This window comes from Halalkalibacillus halophilus DSM 18494 (assembly GCF_000423105.1).
GTDB classification, from domain to species: Bacteria; Bacillota; Bacilli; order Bacillales; family Alkalibacillaceae; genus Halalkalibacillus; species Halalkalibacillus halophilus.
Genome location: NZ_AUHI01000012.1, coordinates 34,463 through 54,262 on the forward strand (window position 1 = coordinate 34,463; position 19,800 = coordinate 54,262).

The window sequence follows — 19,800 nt, forward strand, 5'->3', positions numbered from 1 at the left end:
TAAATCTGACAACTTGTTATAATGGAATGAGAAGCAAGTGGATGAAATAGCAGTTGAATAAATTCTAGAGGAGGAAAAGGATGAAACTAATCCTTGCGATCGTTCAAGATAAGGATTCAAATCGATTATCAGATGCATTAGCGGAAAGTGATTTTCAATCAACAAAGTTATCATCAAGTGGTGGGTTTTTGAAAGAAGGAAACACAACCTTGATGATCGGGTGCAGAGAAGACAAAGTAGATGATGCACTCGAAGTCATTCGGGATAACTGTAGTCATAGAGAGCAAATGGTTGCACCGATCTCACCTATGGGTGGAAACGCAGACTCTTATATTCCAAAGCCTGTAAAAGTGGAAGTAGGAGGAGCAACTGTATTTGTCCTTCCAGTAGATTCTTTCCATCAATTTTAAATTTGATCATCATAGAAAGGGGGAGCACGAATGAAAATTACGAAAGAACTGCGCACGCAATTAGAAACTTCACAGAAAAAGTCAAAGCCAACGCGCGGTACTGTGCCTTCCTTTCAAAAAATGGTGGGATCTGAGACACAGAAAATGCAAGAGAGTGAAATGAATCGCTTATTACAAGATTTGACGCAACAAGGAGAGAAAGTAGCAAAATTCCGTTCCTTTCAAGATTTAGGAAAATATAAACGCATGGTACGCCAGTTTATCGAAGAAGCTGTTAATTACGGGCTTGATTTAGAGCAAATGCGCAGCTGGGATATGAACGGCGGCAATCGCACTTTATCGTTAGTGAAGAAAATAGATGATAAATTAGTTCAATTAACAGATGATATGATTGATCAAGAGAAAAGTTCCTTAGATATTCTAGATGTAATCGGAGAGATTAAAGGAATGTTGATGAATATTTACGCTTAATTTTAAGTGAAAACAGGGTGAATACAATGCCAGCATGGGCTGAATTATTAGAAAAACAACCAGTAGCGGTAAGAATGCTTCAAAATAGTATCGAAAAAAGTAGAATTGCACATGCTTATCTTTTTCATGGACCGCGTGGGACTGGCAAACGAGAAGCCAGTCTTTTGTTTGCAATGAGGTACTTTTGTAAAGAAGAAACGGAATCTAGTGAACCGTGTAAAAACTGTTCTGCTTGTAAACGAATTTATTCAGGAAATCACCCAGATGTTCACTTCATTCAACCGGACGGACAATCGATTAAAAAGGAACAAATTGAGTTTTTACAAAAAGAGTTTACATATACGGGATTAGAATCGAATCAAAAAGTATATATCATTGAAGAAGCGGACAAAATGACTGGGAATGCCTCGAATCGTTTATTAAAATTTTTAGAAGAACCGAATCAACAAACCGTGGCGATTCTGCTGACAGAGAATAGTTCCGCGATGATTAATACAATTTTATCAAGGTGCCAGCGCATACAATTTCATTCATTAAATGAACAAGAACAATACAATCGACTTCTACAAGAGGGTATTCCTGACTCTACAGCACACATTTTCACTGCTCTTCAATTAGATTTAGGACAAGCTATGGAGTGGAAAGATGACCCGTGGTTTGCCGAAGCACGAAAGATAGTGCTACAATTAGTGGATAAAGTATTAGATTCTAAAGAAGAAGGATATTTGTTTCTCCATCAAGTATGGTTGCGTCAATTTGAAGGCCGCGACCAAATCGAACTAGGATTAGAACTACTACTTATTTGGTATAAAGATATCATTTCCTATCATCTCGATCGAAAAGACCGGGTGATTTTAATAGACCAACTAGACAGACTAGAAACATATATGTATCGCCTATCGATTCAGGAGGCGAAAGCGAGTATCTACGAGATCTTACAAACAAAGCGTAGACTTGCTTCAAATGTGCATAATACACTTGCAATGGAACATTTAGTCCTTCAATTACAGAGGTGATATAGGTTGTTAGAGGTAATTGGTGTTCGCTTTAAAAAAGCGGGTAAAATATATTATTTTGACCCTGGAGAGAACGTACTTTCAACTGGTGATTACGTCATCGTTGAAACAGTTCGGGGAGTAGAGTTTGGTAAGGTTGTTCTTGCCAACAAAAAGGTTGATGAAGAAGATGTTGTTCTTCCACTTAAAAAAGTAATCCGAGTAGCGGACGAGAAAGACAAGCTTACGGTGAGCGAGAATAATGAGAAGACGCAAGAAGCGTATGATGTATGTTCAAGTAAAATTGTTGAACATAATTTAGATATGAATTTGGTAGAAGCGGAGTATACTTTCGATTGCAATAAAATCATTTTCTATTTTACAGCGGATGGCAGAGTAGATTTCCGTCAATTAGTAAAAGATCTTGCAGCCATTTTTAAAACGCGAATTGAACTTCGTCAAATTGGTGTCCGCGATGAAGCGAAGATGTTAGGGGGCATTGGCCCTTGTGGACGTATGCTTTGTTGTTCGACTTTCTTAGGAGATTTCGAACCTGTTTCTATTAAGATGGCGAAGGACCAAAATTTATCACTTAACCCAGCGAAAATCTCTGGTTTATGTGGTCGATTGATGTGTTGTTTAAAGTATGAAAATGATATGTACGAAGATGCCAAGCAAGAATTACCGGATATCGGAGAGCGCTTGAAAACGAGCTATGGTACTGGAAAAGTTGTTGGCTTAAATATGTTAGAACGTCTTGTACAAGTAGAACTAAAAGACTTGGAAAGAACGATCGAATATACAGTAGACGAGCTAATCGAAGAAGGAGCAATCGCCGTTCCTGCCACAAAATAATGAGGTGGATGATCGTGAATAAGAAGAAGATTTTAGACCGGTTTTCTAATTTGGAAAATCAGTTTCAAGATTTACAACAGGATTTTTCCCTGTTGAAGACGGATCTTGTACAGCTAGTTGAAGAAAATCATCAACTTGCCCACGAAAACCACCATTTACGGCAACGTTTAGATGATTTAACAGAAGTCCATGAACCGAAAAGTAAAGAACAAGAACAAGCTGTAAAAAAAGCAGCAGTTGGAGAAGGCTATGATAATCTAGCTCGTATTTACGAAGAAGGATTTCATATTTGCCACGTATATTTCGGCACACCACGTGAAGAAGAAGACTGCATATTTTGCTTGAAATTTTTCGGTTAAATAAATAGAGTATCTTTTAAAGCATCCTTTGCATGTAAATTGTAAAGGATGCATTTTATATCAAGTTAGAAAGCTAAAGGTGAAAAGTATGACCTGGTTAAAAGATGATGAGCGCATCGATTATTTACTGGCAGATCAAAAAAGAAGGATTATTCAAAGTCCTTCTGTTTTTGCATTTTCTGCAGATGCCGTTTTGCTCGCCCATTTCACGTACTTACCAATCAAAAAGGGAAAAATCATTGACCTTTGTACAGGTAATGGTGTGATTCCATTGTTTTTATCCAAGCGATCGCAAGTAGAAATGGTAGGAGTAGAAATCCAGGAACGCCTATTTGATATGGCAAAGCGAAATGTCTCGTTAAACGGGCTAGAGGAACAAATCAAAATCGTCCATGAGGATTTGAAAGTAGTGAAAAAACAATTCCCTCATGAAAATTTTGATTTAGTAACGTGTAACCCTCCTTATTTTAAAGAAGGCACGCCAGACAAGATGAACATCAATGAACATTTAAGACTTGCGCGACATGAAATACTATGTGACTTAGAAGATGTATTAAAAGCATCAAGCCAGTTAGTGAAATCAGGGGGGAAAGTTTCGTTAGTGCATCGTCCGGAAAGGTTATCGGATATGTTTCATTTGAGTGCACAGTTTAAATTGGAACCTAAAAGAATCCAGCTCGTCTATCCGAAACAAACGAAGGAAGCGAATATGTTGTTAATCGAGTTTGTAAAAGATGGTCAGTCAGGATTGAAAGTAGAACCGCCGATTTTCATACATGAGGAAAACGGAGATTATACAGAAGAAATGACAAGGATTTTATATGGGGAAGAGGGGACAAGTACACATGGTGCACATTCAGAAAAGCTTTAATAATCAACAAGCAAGTCTGTATATTGTCCCAACACCAATTGGAAATTTAGAAGATATTACACTTCGAGCTTTACGTATTTTAAAAGAAGTCGATTTGGTTGCTTGTGAGGATACAAGGCAGACAGGGAAACTCCTACAGCATTTTGAAATTAAACAGAAACTCTTTAGTTACCATGATCATAGTTCGGTAGAAAAGACTGCTCAATTATTAGACACTGTTGAAAATGGAGAGTCCGTTGCGTTAGTTAGTGATGCAGGTATGCCTTTGATTTCAGATCCTGGGACACAATTAGTTGCCCAAGCAAGAGAGCGGGACCTGCCAGTTGTAGTGTTACCAGGAGCGAACGCCGCTTTGACAGCTTTAGTAGGGTCGGGTATGGATGCCTATCAATTTTATTTTTATGGTTTCTTACCGCGGAAAAAGAAGGATTTGCAGCAGGTTCTAACTGAATTAGATCAAACCAAGCAGACGCTGGTTTTTTATGAATCTCCTCATCGAATAAAGAAAACGATTGCTAGCATGCGAGAGGTGTATAGTACCGATCGGAAGGTGAGCTTAGCGCGTGAACTTACCAAGAAATTTGAAGAATTCATATATGGTTCGATCGAAGAAGTAGATACGTATTGTCAATCGGAATCCGCCGAACTAAGGGGAGAATTTTGCATAATTATAGAGCCATTCCAAGGTGAAATTAATAATTATGAAGAATGGTGGAAAGAATATTCACTAAAAGAACATGTAGATTATTATATTGAGAGAGATGGGATGAAAATGAAAGCGGCTGTTAAGCTAGTAGCAGAAGATCGTAATGTAAAAAGTAGAGATGTTTACCAGGAATATCACGAGGAGTAATAGAGCATAAAAAAACCGGCTACGAGATACGTAACCGGTTAGATTGATAAGTTATATTACTTATATTTTTGTTGAATTTCTTCAATCAGCTTGTCTGCGCCTTCTCTACTTAGAATGATATTTCCATCTCCGACTGTGATGTTGTCGTCAGAAATATCTCCAGTAATAGAGCACGCCATGTTAGGCTGATACTTTTTAAGGATGATTTTATCATCATCTACGTAGATTTCAAGCGCGTCTTTTACGTTTATATCTAGTGTACGACGAAGCTCGATTGGGATTACAACTCTCCCTAATTCATCTACTTTTCTTACAATACCTGTTGATTTCATTTTACTCTCTCCTCTCGATCATATTATCGCTATCTTACACTCATAAATTTACCACTCATTGTCTGTCAAGTCAATTTATTAAAAACAAATATGTAAAAAATTGTTTCATTTTTAAACAATGCATACCTATTTGTATAAATATAAGGAAATAGCAATTATTAAAATTCGTCTAAACAATGGAAAATAAGCCTGCAAATCGTTACAATAGAAACTAGTTTAAAAGAGAAGAAAACGAATTTGCAATAGAAGTAGGAGGGTTTCACTATGCCAGAAGAAAAAAATACGTTTTATATCACTACCCCAATCTATTATCCGAGTGGGAACTTACACATAGGACACGCCTATACAACGGTTGCAGGGGATGCAATTGCTAGATATAAGCGACTTCGTGGTTACGATGTCATGTACTTAACGGGAACAGATGAACATGGTCAGAAGATCCAGCGAAAAGCGGAAGAAGTGGGTGTTTCGCCGCAAAAATATGTAGATGAAATTGTAGAAGGAATCGAAGTTTTATGGAAAAAACTTGAGGTTTCTAACGATGATTTTATCCGTACGACAGAAGACCGCCACAAAAAGGTTGTAGATGTCATTTTCGATCGTTTGATCAAGCAAGGCGATATCTATTTAGATGAATATGAAGGATGGTATTGTACTCCATGTGAATCTTTCTTCACGGACCGTCAATTAGAGGATGGAAACTGTCCTGACTGTGGTCGCCCTGTAGAGAAAGTGAAAGAAGAATCTTACTTCTTTAAAATGAGTAAATATGTAGACAGGCTAGTAGCTTTTTATGATGCGAATCCTGAGTTCATACAACCTGTGAGTCGTAAAAATGAAATGTTAAGTAATTTCATTAAGCCTGGATTGGAAGATCTCGCTGTTTCTCGTACGACATTTGACTGGGGTGTCAAAGTTCCAGGAGATCCGAAACACGTTATTTACGTGTGGATTGATGCATTGAGTAATTATATTTCTGCATTAGGATATGGCACAGAAAATGATGATTTATTTAAGAAGTATTGGCCAGCAGATGTCCATTTAATGAGTAAAGAAATTGTTCGTTTCCACACGATTTATTGGCCGATTATGTTAATGGCACTAGACCTTCCACTGCCGAAGAAAGTATTCGCCCATGGGTGGTTATTAATGAAAGACGGAAAAATGTCTAAGTCAAAAGGGAACGTGGTAGACCCTGTTGATCTAACCGATCGTTATGGATTAGACGCGCTTCGTTATTATTTATTGCGTGAAGTACCATTTGGTTCTGACGGTGTGTTTACTCCAGAAGCGTTTGTTGAGCGTTCTAATTATGATTTAGCAAATGACTTAGGTAATTTGCTAAATCGAACGGTAGCAATGGTCAATAAATATTTCGATGGTAATGTTCCAGCTCTTGTACTAAATGAAAAATCATTTGATGAAGACTTACTAGAAATGTCTCGTCTGACTACAGCAAAAGTAGAGGATGCAATGGAAAATATGGAATTCTCTGTTGCGCTATCTGAGCTGTGGCGTTTTGTCAGCCGAACGAATAAATACATCGATGAAAACGAACCTTGGATGCTTGCAAAAGAGGAAGAAAGTAAAGGTAGACTTGGAAATGTAATGGCTCACTTAGCAGAGTCCTTGCGCCAAATCGCTGTAATGCTTCAGCCGTTCTTAACAAGCACGCCGGACCGGATTTTTGAACAGCTTGGTATAACTGAAGAAACGCTTAAGACTTGGGAAAGTGTGCATGCATTTCAATCACTTGAAGGACATCAAGTTGTCTCGAAAGGGGAGCCGATTTTCCCTCGATTAGAAAATGATGTGGAAGTTCAAGCGATTAAAGAAATGATGGCGAAGAATACAGCCGCAAAAGAAGAAGCGGAAGCAGCTGAAGAAGAGACAGAGGCCCTTGGTGATGAAATTTCCATCGATGACTTTTTCAAGGTAGATTACCGGGTAGCGGAAGTCCTTCATGCAGAAAAAGTAATGAAAGCTGACAAATTATTAAAGATCCAACTTGATATTGGTTCTGAGAAAAGACAAGTCATTTCTGGCATTGCAGAACACTACACGCCAGAAGATTTAGTAGGGAAAAAAGTAATTTGTGTGGCCAACTTGAAGCCTGCAAAACTAAGAGGCCAACTTTCAGAAGGTATGATTTTAGCTGGTGAAGATACAAAAGGCAATCTTTCATTAGCTTCGATCGACCAAGACCTACCGAATGGAACGAAAATTAAATAAAATAAATGAAGGGGACGAGATTCTGCGTTCCCTTATTTGTTTTCGCTCAAAACACTAGGAAAGTCTATACACGAGTTAAGGAGCTAGTTTTTAGATTTGTGGATATAATGTTTGATTTCTGGATAAATGATTACTTTTCTGGAAATAGGTTTGAGTATTCTGGATATATTGTTCCTTTTTCTGGATATATTTAGATTGTCCTGGATAAGAGCGTAGATTTCTGGATATCACGTACTTTTTGTGGATATAATGAGCGACCGTATCCATCCCAATTCCCAAACACCCTTACTTAAAACCAAAAAGGAGAGATAATAATGCTTTTTGATACACATGTGCATTTGAATGCAGATCAATTTAATGAGGACCGTGATGAGGTCATTAAAAATGCCCAAGAGGCTGGGGTAACCCATATGGTTGTAGTTGGATTCGACCGGAAAACAATACCGATTGCGTTAGAAATTGCTGAACAATATGACTTTATATACTCAGCAGTTGGTTGGCACCCAGTAGACGCTGTGGACTGCACAGAAGAAGATTTAAATTGGATTGAAGAATTAAGCACCCACCCGAAAGTAGTAGCGATTGGTGAAATGGGACTTGATTATCATTGGGATAAATCACCTAAAGAAGTTCAAAAAGAAGTATTTAGAAAACAGATTGCTCTTGCAAAGCGTGTAAATTTGCCAGTCATTATTCATAACCGTGAAGCTACGGCTGATATTGTTCAAATTTTAAAAGAAGAAGATGCGCATGAAGCTGGTGGGATCATGCACTGTTACAGTGATGGTGTTTCCTATGCAAAGGAATGTCTTGAGATGGGCTTTTATATTTCTCTTGGAGGCCCAGTAACATTCAAGAATGCGAAAGACCCAAAGATCGTAGCAGAAGAAGTCCCGCTTGATCGTTTACTAATTGAGACGGATTGTCCATTTTTAGCCCCGCATCCGAACCGCGGAAAGCGTAATGAACCAGCATATGTAAAATTGGTGGCGGAAAAGATTGCGGAAATAAAAGGCGAGTCGTTCGAAACGGTTGCAAAAGTCACAAATAAAAATGCAAAAGACCTATTTCAAATCTCGTAAAAGTTTGTCATAAAAAAAGATTTCTATCGTAGTATATGATAGATAGACTTTGGCTAAGATGAAGATAGGCGACCTAGTTGAACCATTGATACATCAGTATTCCTTACAACTATATTAAAAAAAGATTACAAGTGTAATCAACTTGTAAAGTTTAGTTCGTAGGATTTAGTTTGACTTTAAAATACTAGGTAACCTATAATCGGATGGGTACAAAGGAGGCATTTTTATGACAAATAAGAAACAGGCATCATCGGGCTTTGGATTTGCTAAGTTAGTAATTCCTTTCCTCGTGACAATCTTAGCATTAGCCTCAGTTTCATATTTCACTTACGACGCAATTACAGCTGAAGTAACAGTCGTGGAAGATGAGGAAGAAAACACGCTGGTTACTACTGCAGGTACGGTTAGTGAGTTAATGGAGGAACTAGAAATTGAAGTTTCAGACCATGACGAACTATCTGAAGCGTTAGACACAGTAATCGAAGACGGAATGAACATAGAATATAAATCTGCAAATCAAGTAACTGTATCGATTGATGAAGAGTCATCAGAGTACTTTACGACACAAGAAACAGTAGAAGACTTCCTGCAAGAAGAATCTATTGAAGTAGGCGATTATGACGACTTATCAGTAGATCTTGATGAAGAACTAGCAAATGCCATGACAATTGAACTGAATCGCGCATTTGAAGTAACACTAACAGATGGCGAAGAAACAACTACACATATGGTAACGAACCGCTCTGTGGAAGACCTACTTACTCAAGAAGCCATCGAGCTAGATGAATTAGATCAACTAAATGTAGACTTGTCAGATCAATTATCTGATGTAGATGAAATTGAAATTGTTCGTGTAACAGTAGAAACGGAATCTGTAGAAGAATCTGTAGCTTTTGAAACGGAAACTAGAAATGATAATTCATTGTTAGAAGGTAATTCAGAAGTTGTGCAGGAAGGTACAGAAGGGTTAAAAGAGTTAGAATACGAAGTAACTTATGAGAATGGCGAAGAAGTTTCACGTGAATTAGTAAATGAAGAGATGGTAGAAGATAGTGTGAACCATGTGGTCGCTCAAGGTACTAAGAAACCAGAACCTGAGCCGGAAAAGCAGGTCGTGCAAGCTTCTAATAATTCATCTTCATCCGATTCGAGTAGTTCTAGTAGCTCATCAAACTCAAACAGTAGCTCAACAAGCTCAAGCAATAGCTCATCAAGTTCCAGCAATAATTCTTCAAGCTCAAGCAGCTCCTCTAGCTCGAGCTCACAAGGTGTCCAGCAGGCATCTAGTAATGACGATAATGTTGTGAAGGAATTATCGATGGCGGCAACAGCTTATACAGCTAAATGTTATGGTTGCTCGGGTATTACTGCAACAGGAATTAATTTAAATAACCAACCAAACTTAAAAGTGGTAGCGGTTGACCCAAGTGTTATTCCTTTAGGATCTAAAGTTTGGGTAGAAGGTTATGGTACAGCGATTGCTGGCGATACTGGCGGAGCAATTAAAGGAAATAAGATTGACTTACATGTTCCAACGAAAGCGGAAGCGAATAGCTTCGGTAGAAGAACTGTAAGAGTTAAAGTGTTCTCAGACTAGAATTAGTGTTGATATATAAGTCAAAGGATAATCCTGCTATACTAATGTATAGATAAGGGTTATCCTTTTTTTGATTATACCCGTCAATGATTGTATAAATAAGTTTGTTCAAACGGAAGGAATATAAAGCGTATGAAAATAAAAGAAATGATCGTAGTGGAGGGAAAGGATGACACCGTTCGGATCAAATTAGCTGTAGAAGCTGATACAATTGAAACGAATGGTTCAGCAATTAACGAAGCAACCCTCAAGCAAATTAAACTGGCACAAGAAAAACGCGGAGTAATCGTCTTTACCGATCCCGACTTCCCCGGAGAGAGGATTCGGCGTATTATTGATGAACATGTCTCTGGTTGTAAACACGCATTTCTGCCGAAAGAAAAGGCTAAAAGCAAACATGGATTGGGCGTCGAACATGCAACAGTAGCTGACATCAGACATGCATTGCAATCTGTTCACACCTTGCGCGAGGATCAACACGAGGAAGCAGTAGACTGGAGACCGTTATTGCTTCAATATGGGTTGATTGGTGGTCCACTTGCGAAGACGAGAAGAAATGAATTAGGAAACAGATTGCATATAGGTTACGCGAATGCTAAACAATTAGAGAAACGCCTGCACGCTTTTCAGATTTCAAGAGAGCTATTTGAACAGACGATGCAAGATATTGTGAAAGAGGAAGGAATGTAACAGATGAAAGCAATTGCGACATATACACGAACAAAAGCAATTATGGAGAGGCATAAGCTATCTTTTAAGAAAAGTCTTGGTCAGAACTTTTTAATTGATGTAAACATACTTGAAAAAATCGTTCATAAAGCAGGAATAGACGATAACAGTTTCGTAATCGAGATAGGTCCTGGAATCGGCGCTTTGACAGAACAGCTTGCCTTAAAAGCAAATCAAGTCCATGCATTTGAAATAGACGGTAGATTGATTGAGGTATTAAACGAAACCTTAGATCCTTATGATAATGTGTCGCTTTATCACCAGGACATATTAGAAGCTGACTTAATTTCATTGATTAAAGAAAAAGCTGCAGCTGGTCAAGAGGTGCATGTAGTTGCTAATTTACCGTATTATATTACAACGGCGATTTTAATGAAATTACTAAAAGATCAAGCTCCGATAGATACGATTACCGTCATGATGCAAAAGGAAGTAGCAGCGCGAATGGCAGCTGGACCTAATACAAAAGACTATGGTTCGCTTTCGATTGCAGTACAGTATTTAACAGAAAGTAAAGTAGTGATGGATGTACCGAAAACATGCTTTGTCCCGCAGCCAAATGTTGATTCAGCCATCCTGCAACTGCATAGGCGGAAGGAAAAAGCAGTAGATGTATCCAATGAAGACTTATTCTTTACATTGATGCAAGCAAGTTTTGGACAAAGACGTAAAACCATAAGAAATAACTTAAAACGAGAATTTGAAGATCGAATCAACTCAGGACAATTAGATCAGCTTTTAGAGCAGGCTGGGATCGAACCATCTAGAAGAGGGGAATCTCTTTCTATCGAAGAGTTTGCGCGACTAGCCAATACATTTGACTCTTTTCTAAACTAATATCACACTCTTCCCTTCCGTGTAATACGTTATAGAAGATGCATGGATCGGAGGAGACTCGATGAAATACTGGACTAAGGGAGATTTGGTGACCCGCCAATCATATAATCATGACCTTTTATTTCGTGTGCAAAAAGTAACTGGGGAGCGAGCGACTTTATATGGTGAAAATTTTCGCTTGCAAGCTGACGCACCACTTGATGACTTGAAAAAAGTAGACAACAATGAACGAAATCAGTTAGAGGAAGAAATCAAAAAGAAAGAAGCAGCTACGTATCGATTGTTCCATCAGGACTATTATCTTCGTTCGTTTAGAGAGCAAGCAAAACCAGTTTCGGAAGTAGATAAACGAATGACTCAATTCCAGCTCTGTCCAAAAGTTTTGCATATGGATGGCGATGCGTTGTTTTTAAAGAAGTGCGTATCCCTATATAAGCGTTTGGGTCTCCAAATCCATGGTGCTTATGTAGAAGAAGAAGAAATGCCTACACAAGTGGCTGCTATCATGAAAAAAATCCAGCCTGACATTCTTGTAATAACAGGGCATGATGCATATTCTGAACAAAAAGGAGAAGAGCAAGACATCAAAGCTTACCGTAACAGTAAGTACTTTGTCGAAGCCGTAAGAGAAGCTAGACGCATAGAACCATGCTTAGATCAGTTAATAATCTTTGCTGGAGCATGCCAGTCTCATTTTGAATCGTTGATTAGAGCTGGGGCCAATTTTGCAAGTTCTCCTACACGGATTAATATTCATGCTCTAGATCCTGTGTATGTAGTCGCAAAAGTAGGTTTTACATCATTTATGAATAAAGTTGACCTATTTGACGTGATTGAAAATACAGTCACACAAGAAAAAGGAATTGGTGGAGTAGAAACAAAAGGGTTATTTCGAGTAGGTTTACCTTATGTGAAAGATGCTCCTATTACGAATGAAAAATCCCAAGCAAGTGATTAATTATAGTAAAAGAACACCTCCACAGGGTGTTCTTTTTTATTTGAAATGAAATAAATTGGAATATTTATATGAGAATGGGAAAAGATTAAGAAGAACGGGTAAAATTATATTGACAGTAGCTAATGTATATTGATATAATTAAAAATTATTTTTGACTCGGGAATGAAATTGTGGTATAGTATTCTTAGTGAGGTGGAGTCTAATGGGTAAAACACTCGGTGAAATTAAACAAGCTTTAGATGTAAAGATTGGCGAAAAATTGACGCTTCAAGCTAATGGAGGTCGACGAAAGACGATTGAACGCTGTGGCGTGCTAGCTGAGACGTATCCTTCCGTATTTATCGTTGAGTTAGATCAAGACGAGCATTCCTTCGAAAGGGTTTCATACAGCTACGCAGATGTTCTAACGGAGACAGTAAAAATTACCTTCACAGAAGAAATCACCAAGATGGCATAAGGCAGTATAGCGCTGCTTTTTATTTATTTTCTTCACCAACACACTTTCCCTTTTTCTCATATATACATACCGTATTTAAACGAAGGGATCGGGACAATTACATTTGAATAATTGAAGTGTGTTCGTGATGGCAACTACATGAATGAAAAAGACTGCAGGTTTATCTGCAGTCTTTTTATTTTGCCATTTATAGAAAGAAGTTTGTAATATCGCTTGTTCTATTTTCTGGTTTTCTTTATACTTTTTAAAAGTGATACATACCGAAAAATAGCTGATAGAAGGTGACAGCAAATGATTTTAGAGAAGGCACCTGCAAAAATCAACCTAACTTTAGATGTCTTAAGGAAACGGGACGATGGGTACCATGAAGTGGAAATGATTATGACGCAAGTAGATTTGGCAGATCGCTTATCGTTTGAAAAAATCCAAGGAAACCAAATTGTAATTGAATCTGAAAGTAGATTTGTTCCAAACGATCGCCGAAACTTAGCTTATCAAGCAGCAAAGTTATTAATGGAGCGAATGGGTGTAAAAGCTGGCGTGAAAATCACAATAGATAAAAAGATTCCCGTAGCAGCTGGTCTAGCCGGTGGTAGCACGGATGCAGCTGCCGCTTTTCGAGGAATTAATCGTTTATTTGATTTAGGGTGCACATATGACACGTTAGGAAAACTCAGCGAAGAATTGGGTTCAGATATTCCTTTTTGTATTCAAGGTGGAACGCAGCTGGCGACCGGTCGTGGGGAGAAACTTACCAAATTACCTTCTCTCCCTTCGTGCTGGGTTGTATTAGCAAAACCTAATATTGGTGTTTCTACTCGAGATGTATACAAACGTGTAGATTTGACTAGTATGGATCATCCGAATACGAAGGCTGCAAAGCAGGAATTAGAGAATCAGCATTTTAAAGGAATTTGTGCGGAACTTAAAAATGTACTTGAGCCAATAACAGCAAGTATGTATAGAGATGTTGCCAAAATTAAATCTCAAATGGAGAACGCGGGTGCTGACGGTGTATTAATGAGTGGTAGTGGCCCGACTGTATTTGCTTTGGCAAAGCAGGAGTCCAAGGCTAATAGAATTTATAATCAACTAAAAGGTTTTTGCCAAGAAGTGTATGTGGTTCGTTCACTTAACTGAAAAACTAGAAATTCCTAATAATTCGTGGTATATTATTAGTTAATATTCGGATTTAGAGGTGTACTTATGAAAAGAAGTGAACGAATTGTTGCGATGACGCATCATTTTAAAGAGAATCCTAACCAAATGATTTCGCTCCCTTACTTTGTGGAAACATTTCAATCAGCCAAATCTTCTATCAGTGAAGATATTGATATAATTGACCATATGTTTCATACATTGGGGATAGGTAGGTTGCAGACGACAGCTGGAGCGTCAGGAGGAGTCCGCTATTTACCTGATTATAGCAAGGACAACGGTTCTGAATTTATATCTGAGTTGATTGAGTTATTAGAAGATCCAAAGAGAATTTTACCTGGTGGATACATTTATATGAGTGATCTATTAGGGGATTTAAATAAAGTGCGAACGATGGGAAAGATATTCTCAGCTGCATTTAAAGAATTAGAAGTTGACTATGTAGTTACGGTTGCTACCAAGGGTATTCCTTTAGCGTATGCGATAGCAGAAGTATTAAATGTACCTGTAGTGATTATTAGAAGAGATCCGAAAGTAACAGAAGGTTCTACCGTAAGTATCAATTATGTTTCGGGCTCCTCGAGAAAGATACAAACGATGGTTTTGGCAAAGCGGAGTATTAAAGAAGGGGCAAATGTCCTGTTAGTCGATGACTTTATGAAAGCTGGCGGAACCATTGAAGGCATGATCAGTTTGATGAAAGAGTTTGATGCGACCGTAAAAGGAATTGGCGTACTGGCTGAAGCGGAAGATGAAGAAGAGGATTTACGGATTGACGATTATGTTTCACTAGTTAAAATTCAAGAAGTAGATGAAAGAGCTGGTACAATTAACATTTCTAAAGGAAATTATTTTTATTAGATCAGAGTCCAAGTCAGTTTAGCTGGCTTGGTTTTTTTAATTTACATGCCATAAGAGATTTCTGGATAACGTCCTACTTTTCTTGATTGGACGTAATGTTTAATCTAGACATAAGAAAGCATTCCACAACCTATAATTGTTGTCTAAATGATATTTAATTTTAACCAAGTTGTAAAAATTATAAAAATTATTTATAAAAAGAAGGATTTTTCTGACAAGTGTGGAATGAGTATAGGGAGAGTCTTATATTTTTTGCACTAAAAAGAAGTGTAAGGCTTACGTCACTTGTTGTGAGTTAAAGATACTTAAAGGTGGTGAGACAGAATGCAAGTAACTGACGTAAGGCTACGTCGTGTGAATACGGATGGTCGTATGCGCGCAATCGCATCGATCACCTTAGATGAGGAATTCGTTGTACATGACATCCGTGTTATTGATGGAAATAATGGGCTTTTCGTAGCAATGCCTAGTAAACGAACTCCAGATGGTGAGTTTCGGGATATTGCACACCCAATCAATTCTGGCACACGTGGTAAAATTCAAGATGCTGTTTTAGAAGAGTACCACAATTCCGATTCAGAAGTAGAATATGAAGAAGCGGGTGCTTCTTAAAAGTGAGTGCATAAGAAGTCTAATCGACCAGGATTAGGCTTCTTTTTTATATACCCAACTTCAAAAGCTCTAAACGTATTTACATGCTTTTTTTAAATTTTGATTACATTTACTTGAAGGTAGACTTTAACAGGGTTCAGTAGTTGCAACTACCTACTATTTAAGATATATTCATAATGGACGAATTATGAAAAAAAGTTAATGAGGAATACTTTCGTTTTCCATACATATTTAAAGCGATCGTCACCTTTGGAGGGATATAATGTCAAATCGATTTGCAGTGATTCTTGCTGCGGGAAAAGGGACAAGAATGAAGTCTGATTTATATAAAGTCCTTCACCCCGTATGCGGGAAGCCAATGGTAGAACATGTAGTAGATCAATTAAACGTTCTAAAATTAGATCAGCTAATTACTATCGTAGGTCATGGGGCTGAAAAAGTGCAAGAGCAATTAGGGGATCAAACTGCATATGTTGTGCAAAAGGAGCAGTTAGGAACCGGTCATGCTGTTCAAATGGCTGAATCTTATTTAAAAGATAAGCAAGGAACCACTGTTGTTGTTTGTGGTGATACACCATTACTTACTTCTGAAACCATGCAAGAGTTAATGGATCATCACGAGAACGAAGAGGCAAAAGTAACGGTTTTAACAACAATAATAGACCAACCCACTGGATATGGGCGCGTTATCCGTAATTCAGAAGGAGATGTTTCTAAAATTGTTGAGGACAAAGATGCCTCACAAGATGAGAAAGCCGTGAAAGAAATTAATACAGGAACCTATTGTTTTGATAATCAGCTTTTATTCGATGCGCTCCAAAAAGTGTCAAATAACAACTCGCAAGGGGAGTATTATTTGCCAGATGTCTTAGAAATCGCAAAAGCTAGTGGAGAAAAGGTAACTGCCTATTCTACTTCTAATCCTGATGAAACGATTGGAATTAATGATCGTGTCGCCCTTTCTAAAGCGGAAAGAATGATGAAGGAACGTATTAATGAGTCTCATATGAGAAATGGAGCAACCATTATCGATCCATCTAACACATACATTGGTCCGGATGTTACAATCGGGTCAGATGTAGTCATCGAACCAGGGACAAAGATTACTGGTCACACCGCAATTGGTAATTATACAGTTATCGGTCCAAATACGGAGATTGAAAACAGTTCAATTGGTGCAGAAAGTACGATTAAACAAAGTGTTGTGTCCGATAGTAAAATCGGAAACAAAGTTCAAGTTGGTCCATTTGCCCACATTCGTCCTGCTAGCGAGCTTCATGACGAGGTGAAAGTAGGTAATTTTGTTGAAATTAAAAAGACAACCATGGACCAAGGAAGTAAAGCTTCGCATCTGTCTTACCTGGGAGATGCCGAAATCGGGAAAGAAGTGAACGTTGGTTGTGGTAGCATTACTGTAAATTATGATGGGAAGAGCAAGCATAAAACGATTATTGGAGATGGGGCATTTATTGGTTGTAATTCCAACTTAGTTGCACCAGTTACCGTTTCCTCAGGTGCTTATGTTGCTGCTGGGTCCACAATTACTAAAAATGTACCAGAAAAAGCATTGTCCATCGCGCGTGCCAGACAAGAGAATAAAGAAGGTTATGTTGAACGCTTAAATAAGCGATAAATATTAATGCTGGAGGTTCCAACTTATGTCTACTAATTATCAAGATTCTTACTTGAAGGTATTCAGCCTTAACTCCAATCCGAAGTTAGCGCAAGAAATTGTGGATTCTATCGGGGTGGAAATGGGAAAATGTTCTGTTAAACACTTTAAAGACGGAGAAATCCAAATAAACATTGAGGAAAGTATTCGTGGTTGCGATGTATTTATTGTTCAATCAACATGTAACCCAGTGAACGAGCATTTAATGGAATTATTAATTATGATTGATGCGTTAAAGCGTGCATCAGCCCGCACAATAAACATTGTGATGCCTTATTATGGGTATGCTAGGCAAGATCGCAAGGCGCGCTCTAGAGAACCGATCACCTCGAAATTAGTAGCGGATTTGTTAGAAACAGCTGGTGCTGATCGCGTGGTCACACTCGATTTACATGCAGCTCAAATTCAAGGATTCTTTAATGTTCCGATTGATCATCTTGTTGGCGTGCCGACGCTTTCAGATTATTTCTTAGAAAAAGAACTTGATGACATTGTGGTTGTTTCTCCAGATCATGGCGGTGTTACACGTGCTCGTCAAATGGCAGATCGCTTACACGCCCCAATCGCAATCATTGATAAACGTAGACCGGAACCAAATGTTGCCGAGGTGATGAACATTGTAGGTGACGTGGAAGGCAAAACAGCAATACTAATTGATGATATTATTGATACTGCTGGAACCATTACCCTAGCTGCAAACGCAATGGTAGAAAACGGGGCAAAAGCAGTGTATGCATGTTGTACGCATCCAGTATTGTCCGGGCCAGCAATAGAACGTATTGAAAACTCAAAAATCAAGGAATGTGTGGTTACAAACACGATTCCATTAGGGGATAATTTAGGGACAGATAAAATCATTCAGCTTTCTGTAGGAGAGCTAATTGGTGAGTCGATTAAACGTGTCCACGAGCACCGTTCGATTAGTACATTATTTGATTAAGTTTTACATTTAGGTTTAATAGCGTATAATAATGGGTATACAATAATTCAGATATTTCATCAAATGGAGGTTGAAATTCATGTCAGCAACAATACAAGCAAAAGAAAGATTTAACTTTACTGGATCTCAAACAAAACAATTACGAGCTGAAGGTCAAGTACCTGCAGTTGTTTATGGTAAAGACAAAGAACCAGTATCAATTTCAGTAGAAGGAATTGATTTAATTAAGAAAGTCCGTGAAGAAGGAAAGAACGCAGTGTTCTCCCTTGAAATCGAAAACGGAAAATCATACAATGCAATGCTATATGATTATCAAATGGATGCGTTAAAAGGTGAACTAACGCATATAGACTTCTACTTAGTAGATATGGCTTCAGAAGTTGATGTACAAGTTTCTGTTAACGTTGAAGGTGAATCAAAAGGTGAAAAAGAAGGCGGCGTATTACAACAGACTATGTACGAAATTAATGTTCGTGCTACACCTGGTAATATTCCAGAAGAGATTTCAATTGATGCATCAGAACTAGAAATTGGTGACAGTGTTACAGTAAGTGAACTTAAATCAGGTAAAAATTACGAAATCTTAGATGAGGACGATAACACATTAGTTACAGTGTTACCTCCACAAGAAGAGGATGTACCTGAGCCAGGTGAAGAAGGAATCGCTGAAGGCGACGTAGAAGAGCCAGAAGCTATTAAAGAAAAAGATACAGAAGAAGATAAAGAAGAAGAAACAAACAACTAATCTTTATCCCATTCAAATAATTTATAGCACACAGATCGGAGTCAGATAAGACACAGGCTCCGGTCTGTTTTGTAATTTTACCCTTTTACTCTGTCAAAGTTTGATGTGAAGTCTCATAAATGTACAGAGTACTACCTTTAAAAACAAGGAGTCATACTATATATGAAATGTATTGTTGGCCTAGGAAACCCTGGTTTAAAATATAAAAAAACTCGCCATAATATTGGCTTTCATGTGATCGATCAAATCGTAGAACAAAATAATTGGAAATACAAAAAAGATAAATTTTCTGCTCACTATGTAATAGAACAAGTGAATGGCGAGAAAATGATCTTCGTAAAACCTCAAACGTACATGAATAAATCCGGTGAATCGATTCGCCAAATAGCAGACTTTTATGAGCTCTCACCAGAAGAAATCCTTGTCGTTTATGACGACCTCGATTTGCCTCCTGGTAAAATTCGCTTGCGACAAAAAGGCGGCCATGGTGGGCATAACGGAATCCGAAATACGATTGATCACCTTGGTACAAAGGAATTTAATCGATTAAGATTTGGAATTGGTCGACCAGAAGGTGATCTATCCGTTGTACATTATGTACTAGGGAAATTTTCTAAAGAAGAATTAAAAGACGTTAGACCTTCTATAGAAGATGCCGCAAAAGCATGTGAAGATTGGTCTGATCAAACATTTCTTGAAGTCATGAATACGTATAATCAATAAGATGATTGCATAACGATACCTTCCAATGGATATGCTAGAAAAAGCATGAAC

At 38.0% G+C, this 19,800-nt stretch carries 22 protein-coding genes; 21 read left to right on the forward strand and 1 reads right to left on the reverse strand.

Going from position 1 to position 19,800, the window contains the following annotated elements; all coding sequences use genetic code 11:
- The first annotated feature begins 80 nt into the window (after positions 1 to 80).
- The 7 genes from G532_RS0108520 to rsmI all read left to right on the forward strand — a co-directional run bounded on the left by G532_RS0108520 (position 81) and on the right by rsmI (position 4,814).
- A complete protein-coding gene (locus G532_RS0108520; protein WP_027964429.1) occupies positions 81 to 410 on the forward strand; it encodes a cyclic-di-AMP receptor in 330 nt (109 codons plus the stop codon).
- Between the two features lie 30 nt (positions 411 to 440).
- A complete protein-coding gene (locus G532_RS0108525) occupies positions 441 to 881 on the forward strand; it encodes a YaaR family protein (RefSeq protein WP_027964430.1) in 441 nt (146 codons plus the stop codon).
- Between the two features lie 26 nt (positions 882 to 907).
- Complete coding sequence (gene holB, locus G532_RS0108530; protein WP_027964431.1) at positions 908 to 1,897, forward strand: DNA polymerase III subunit delta'; 990 nt, start codon at positions 908 to 910, stop codon at positions 1,895 to 1,897.
- A 6-nt stretch (positions 1,898 to 1,903) separates the two neighbouring features.
- Positions 1,904 to 2,731 carry a PSP1 domain-containing protein gene (locus G532_RS0108535; protein WP_027964432.1) on the forward strand — a complete coding sequence of 276 codons (828 nt, stop codon included), beginning with the start codon at positions 1,904 to 1,906 and terminating at the stop codon, positions 2,729 to 2,731.
- 14 nt (positions 2,732 to 2,745) lie between these two features.
- Positions 2,746 to 3,090, forward strand: coding sequence for a DNA replication initiation control protein YabA (gene yabA, locus G532_RS0108540; RefSeq protein ID WP_027964433.1), 345 nt, complete (start codon positions 2,746 to 2,748; stop codon positions 3,088 to 3,090).
- Between the two features lie 88 nt (positions 3,091 to 3,178).
- On the forward strand, positions 3,179 to 3,961 hold the full coding sequence (locus G532_RS0108545) for a tRNA1(Val) (adenine(37)-N6)-methyltransferase (protein ID WP_027964434.1): 783 nt from the start codon (positions 3,179 to 3,181) through the stop codon (positions 3,959 to 3,961).
- Positions 3,936 to 4,814 carry a 16S rRNA (cytidine(1402)-2'-O)-methyltransferase gene (gene rsmI, locus G532_RS0108550; protein WP_342662657.1) on the forward strand — a complete coding sequence of 293 codons (879 nt, stop codon included), beginning with the start codon at positions 3,936 to 3,938 and terminating at the stop codon, positions 4,812 to 4,814. The genes G532_RS0108545 and rsmI overlap by 26 nt, the downstream gene beginning before the upstream one ends.
- A gap of 56 nt (positions 4,815 to 4,870) precedes the next feature.
- Here rsmI and G532_RS0108555 read toward each other — a convergent pair whose 3' ends face one another.
- Entirely contained in the window at positions 4,871 to 5,146 is a 276-nt protein-coding gene (locus tag G532_RS0108555) for a transition state genes transcriptional regulator AbrB (RefSeq protein WP_027964436.1), read from the reverse strand.
- A 264-nt stretch (positions 5,147 to 5,410) separates the two neighbouring features.
- On the opposite strand from G532_RS0108555, the gene metG reads away from it, so the two are divergent.
- From metG to pth, 14 genes are all read left to right on the forward strand, one after another.
- Positions 5,411 to 7,378 (forward strand): methionine--tRNA ligase, encoded by a 1,968-nt coding sequence (metG, locus tag G532_RS0108560; protein WP_027964437.1) that lies wholly within the window; start codon positions 5,411 to 5,413, stop codon positions 7,376 to 7,378.
- A gap of 314 nt (positions 7,379 to 7,692) precedes the next feature.
- Complete coding sequence (locus G532_RS0108565; RefSeq protein WP_027964438.1) at positions 7,693 to 8,460, forward strand: TatD family hydrolase; 768 nt, start codon at positions 7,693 to 7,695, stop codon at positions 8,458 to 8,460.
- Between the two features lie 226 nt (positions 8,461 to 8,686).
- Entirely contained in the window at positions 8,687 to 10,057 is a 1,371-nt protein-coding gene (locus G532_RS15045) for a G5 and 3D domain-containing protein (RefSeq protein ID WP_051189119.1), read from the forward strand.
- A gap of 132 nt (positions 10,058 to 10,189) precedes the next feature.
- Positions 10,190 to 10,747, forward strand: coding sequence for a ribonuclease M5 (gene rnmV, locus G532_RS0108575; RefSeq protein WP_027964439.1), 558 nt, complete (start codon positions 10,190 to 10,192; stop codon positions 10,745 to 10,747).
- Between the two features lie 3 nt (positions 10,748 to 10,750).
- Entirely contained in the window at positions 10,751 to 11,623 is an 873-nt protein-coding gene (gene rsmA / locus G532_RS0108580; protein WP_027964440.1) for a 16S rRNA (adenine(1518)-N(6)/adenine(1519)-N(6))-dimethyltransferase RsmA, read from the forward strand.
- Between the two features lie 61 nt (positions 11,624 to 11,684).
- Positions 11,685 to 12,581, forward strand: coding sequence for a sporulation peptidase YabG (gene yabG / locus G532_RS0108585; RefSeq protein WP_027964441.1), 897 nt, complete (start codon positions 11,685 to 11,687; stop codon positions 12,579 to 12,581).
- Between the two features lie 202 nt (positions 12,582 to 12,783).
- Positions 12,784 to 13,038, forward strand: a complete 255-nt coding sequence (veg, locus tag G532_RS0108590) for a biofilm formation stimulator Veg (protein WP_027964442.1) — start codon at positions 12,784 to 12,786, stop codon at positions 13,036 to 13,038.
- Between the two features lie 291 nt (positions 13,039 to 13,329).
- The gene (ispE, locus tag G532_RS0108595) at positions 13,330 to 14,178 is read left to right on the forward strand and encodes a 4-(cytidine 5'-diphospho)-2-C-methyl-D-erythritol kinase (protein ID WP_027964443.1); all 849 of its coding nucleotides are present in this window, start codon (positions 13,330 to 13,332) and stop codon (positions 14,176 to 14,178) included.
- 66 nt (positions 14,179 to 14,244) lie between these two features.
- A complete protein-coding gene (gene purR, locus G532_RS0108600) occupies positions 14,245 to 15,057 on the forward strand; it encodes a pur operon repressor (protein WP_027964444.1) in 813 nt (270 codons plus the stop codon).
- Positions 15,058 to 15,381: 324 nt separating this feature from the next.
- A complete protein-coding gene (spoVG, locus tag G532_RS0108605; RefSeq protein ID WP_027964445.1) occupies positions 15,382 to 15,669 on the forward strand; it encodes a septation regulator SpoVG in 288 nt (95 codons plus the stop codon).
- A 262-nt stretch (positions 15,670 to 15,931) separates the two neighbouring features.
- Positions 15,932 to 17,302: a bifunctional UDP-N-acetylglucosamine diphosphorylase/glucosamine-1-phosphate N-acetyltransferase GlmU gene (gene glmU, locus G532_RS0108610; RefSeq protein ID WP_027964446.1), complete on the forward strand. Its 1,371-nt coding sequence runs from the start codon at positions 15,932 to 15,934 to the stop codon at positions 17,300 to 17,302.
- Between the two features lie 25 nt (positions 17,303 to 17,327).
- On the forward strand, positions 17,328 to 18,281 hold the full coding sequence (locus tag G532_RS0108615; RefSeq protein WP_027964447.1) for a ribose-phosphate diphosphokinase: 954 nt from the start codon (positions 17,328 to 17,330) through the stop codon (positions 18,279 to 18,281).
- 79 nt (positions 18,282 to 18,360) lie between these two features.
- Complete coding sequence (locus G532_RS0108620; RefSeq protein WP_027964448.1) at positions 18,361 to 19,026, forward strand: 50S ribosomal protein L25/general stress protein Ctc; 666 nt, start codon at positions 18,361 to 18,363, stop codon at positions 19,024 to 19,026.
- Positions 19,027 to 19,188: 162 nt separating this feature from the next.
- Positions 19,189 to 19,749, forward strand: a complete 561-nt coding sequence (gene pth, locus G532_RS0108625) for an aminoacyl-tRNA hydrolase (RefSeq protein ID WP_027964449.1) — start codon at positions 19,189 to 19,191, stop codon at positions 19,747 to 19,749.
- Positions 19,750 to 19,800: the final 51 nt, after the last annotated feature.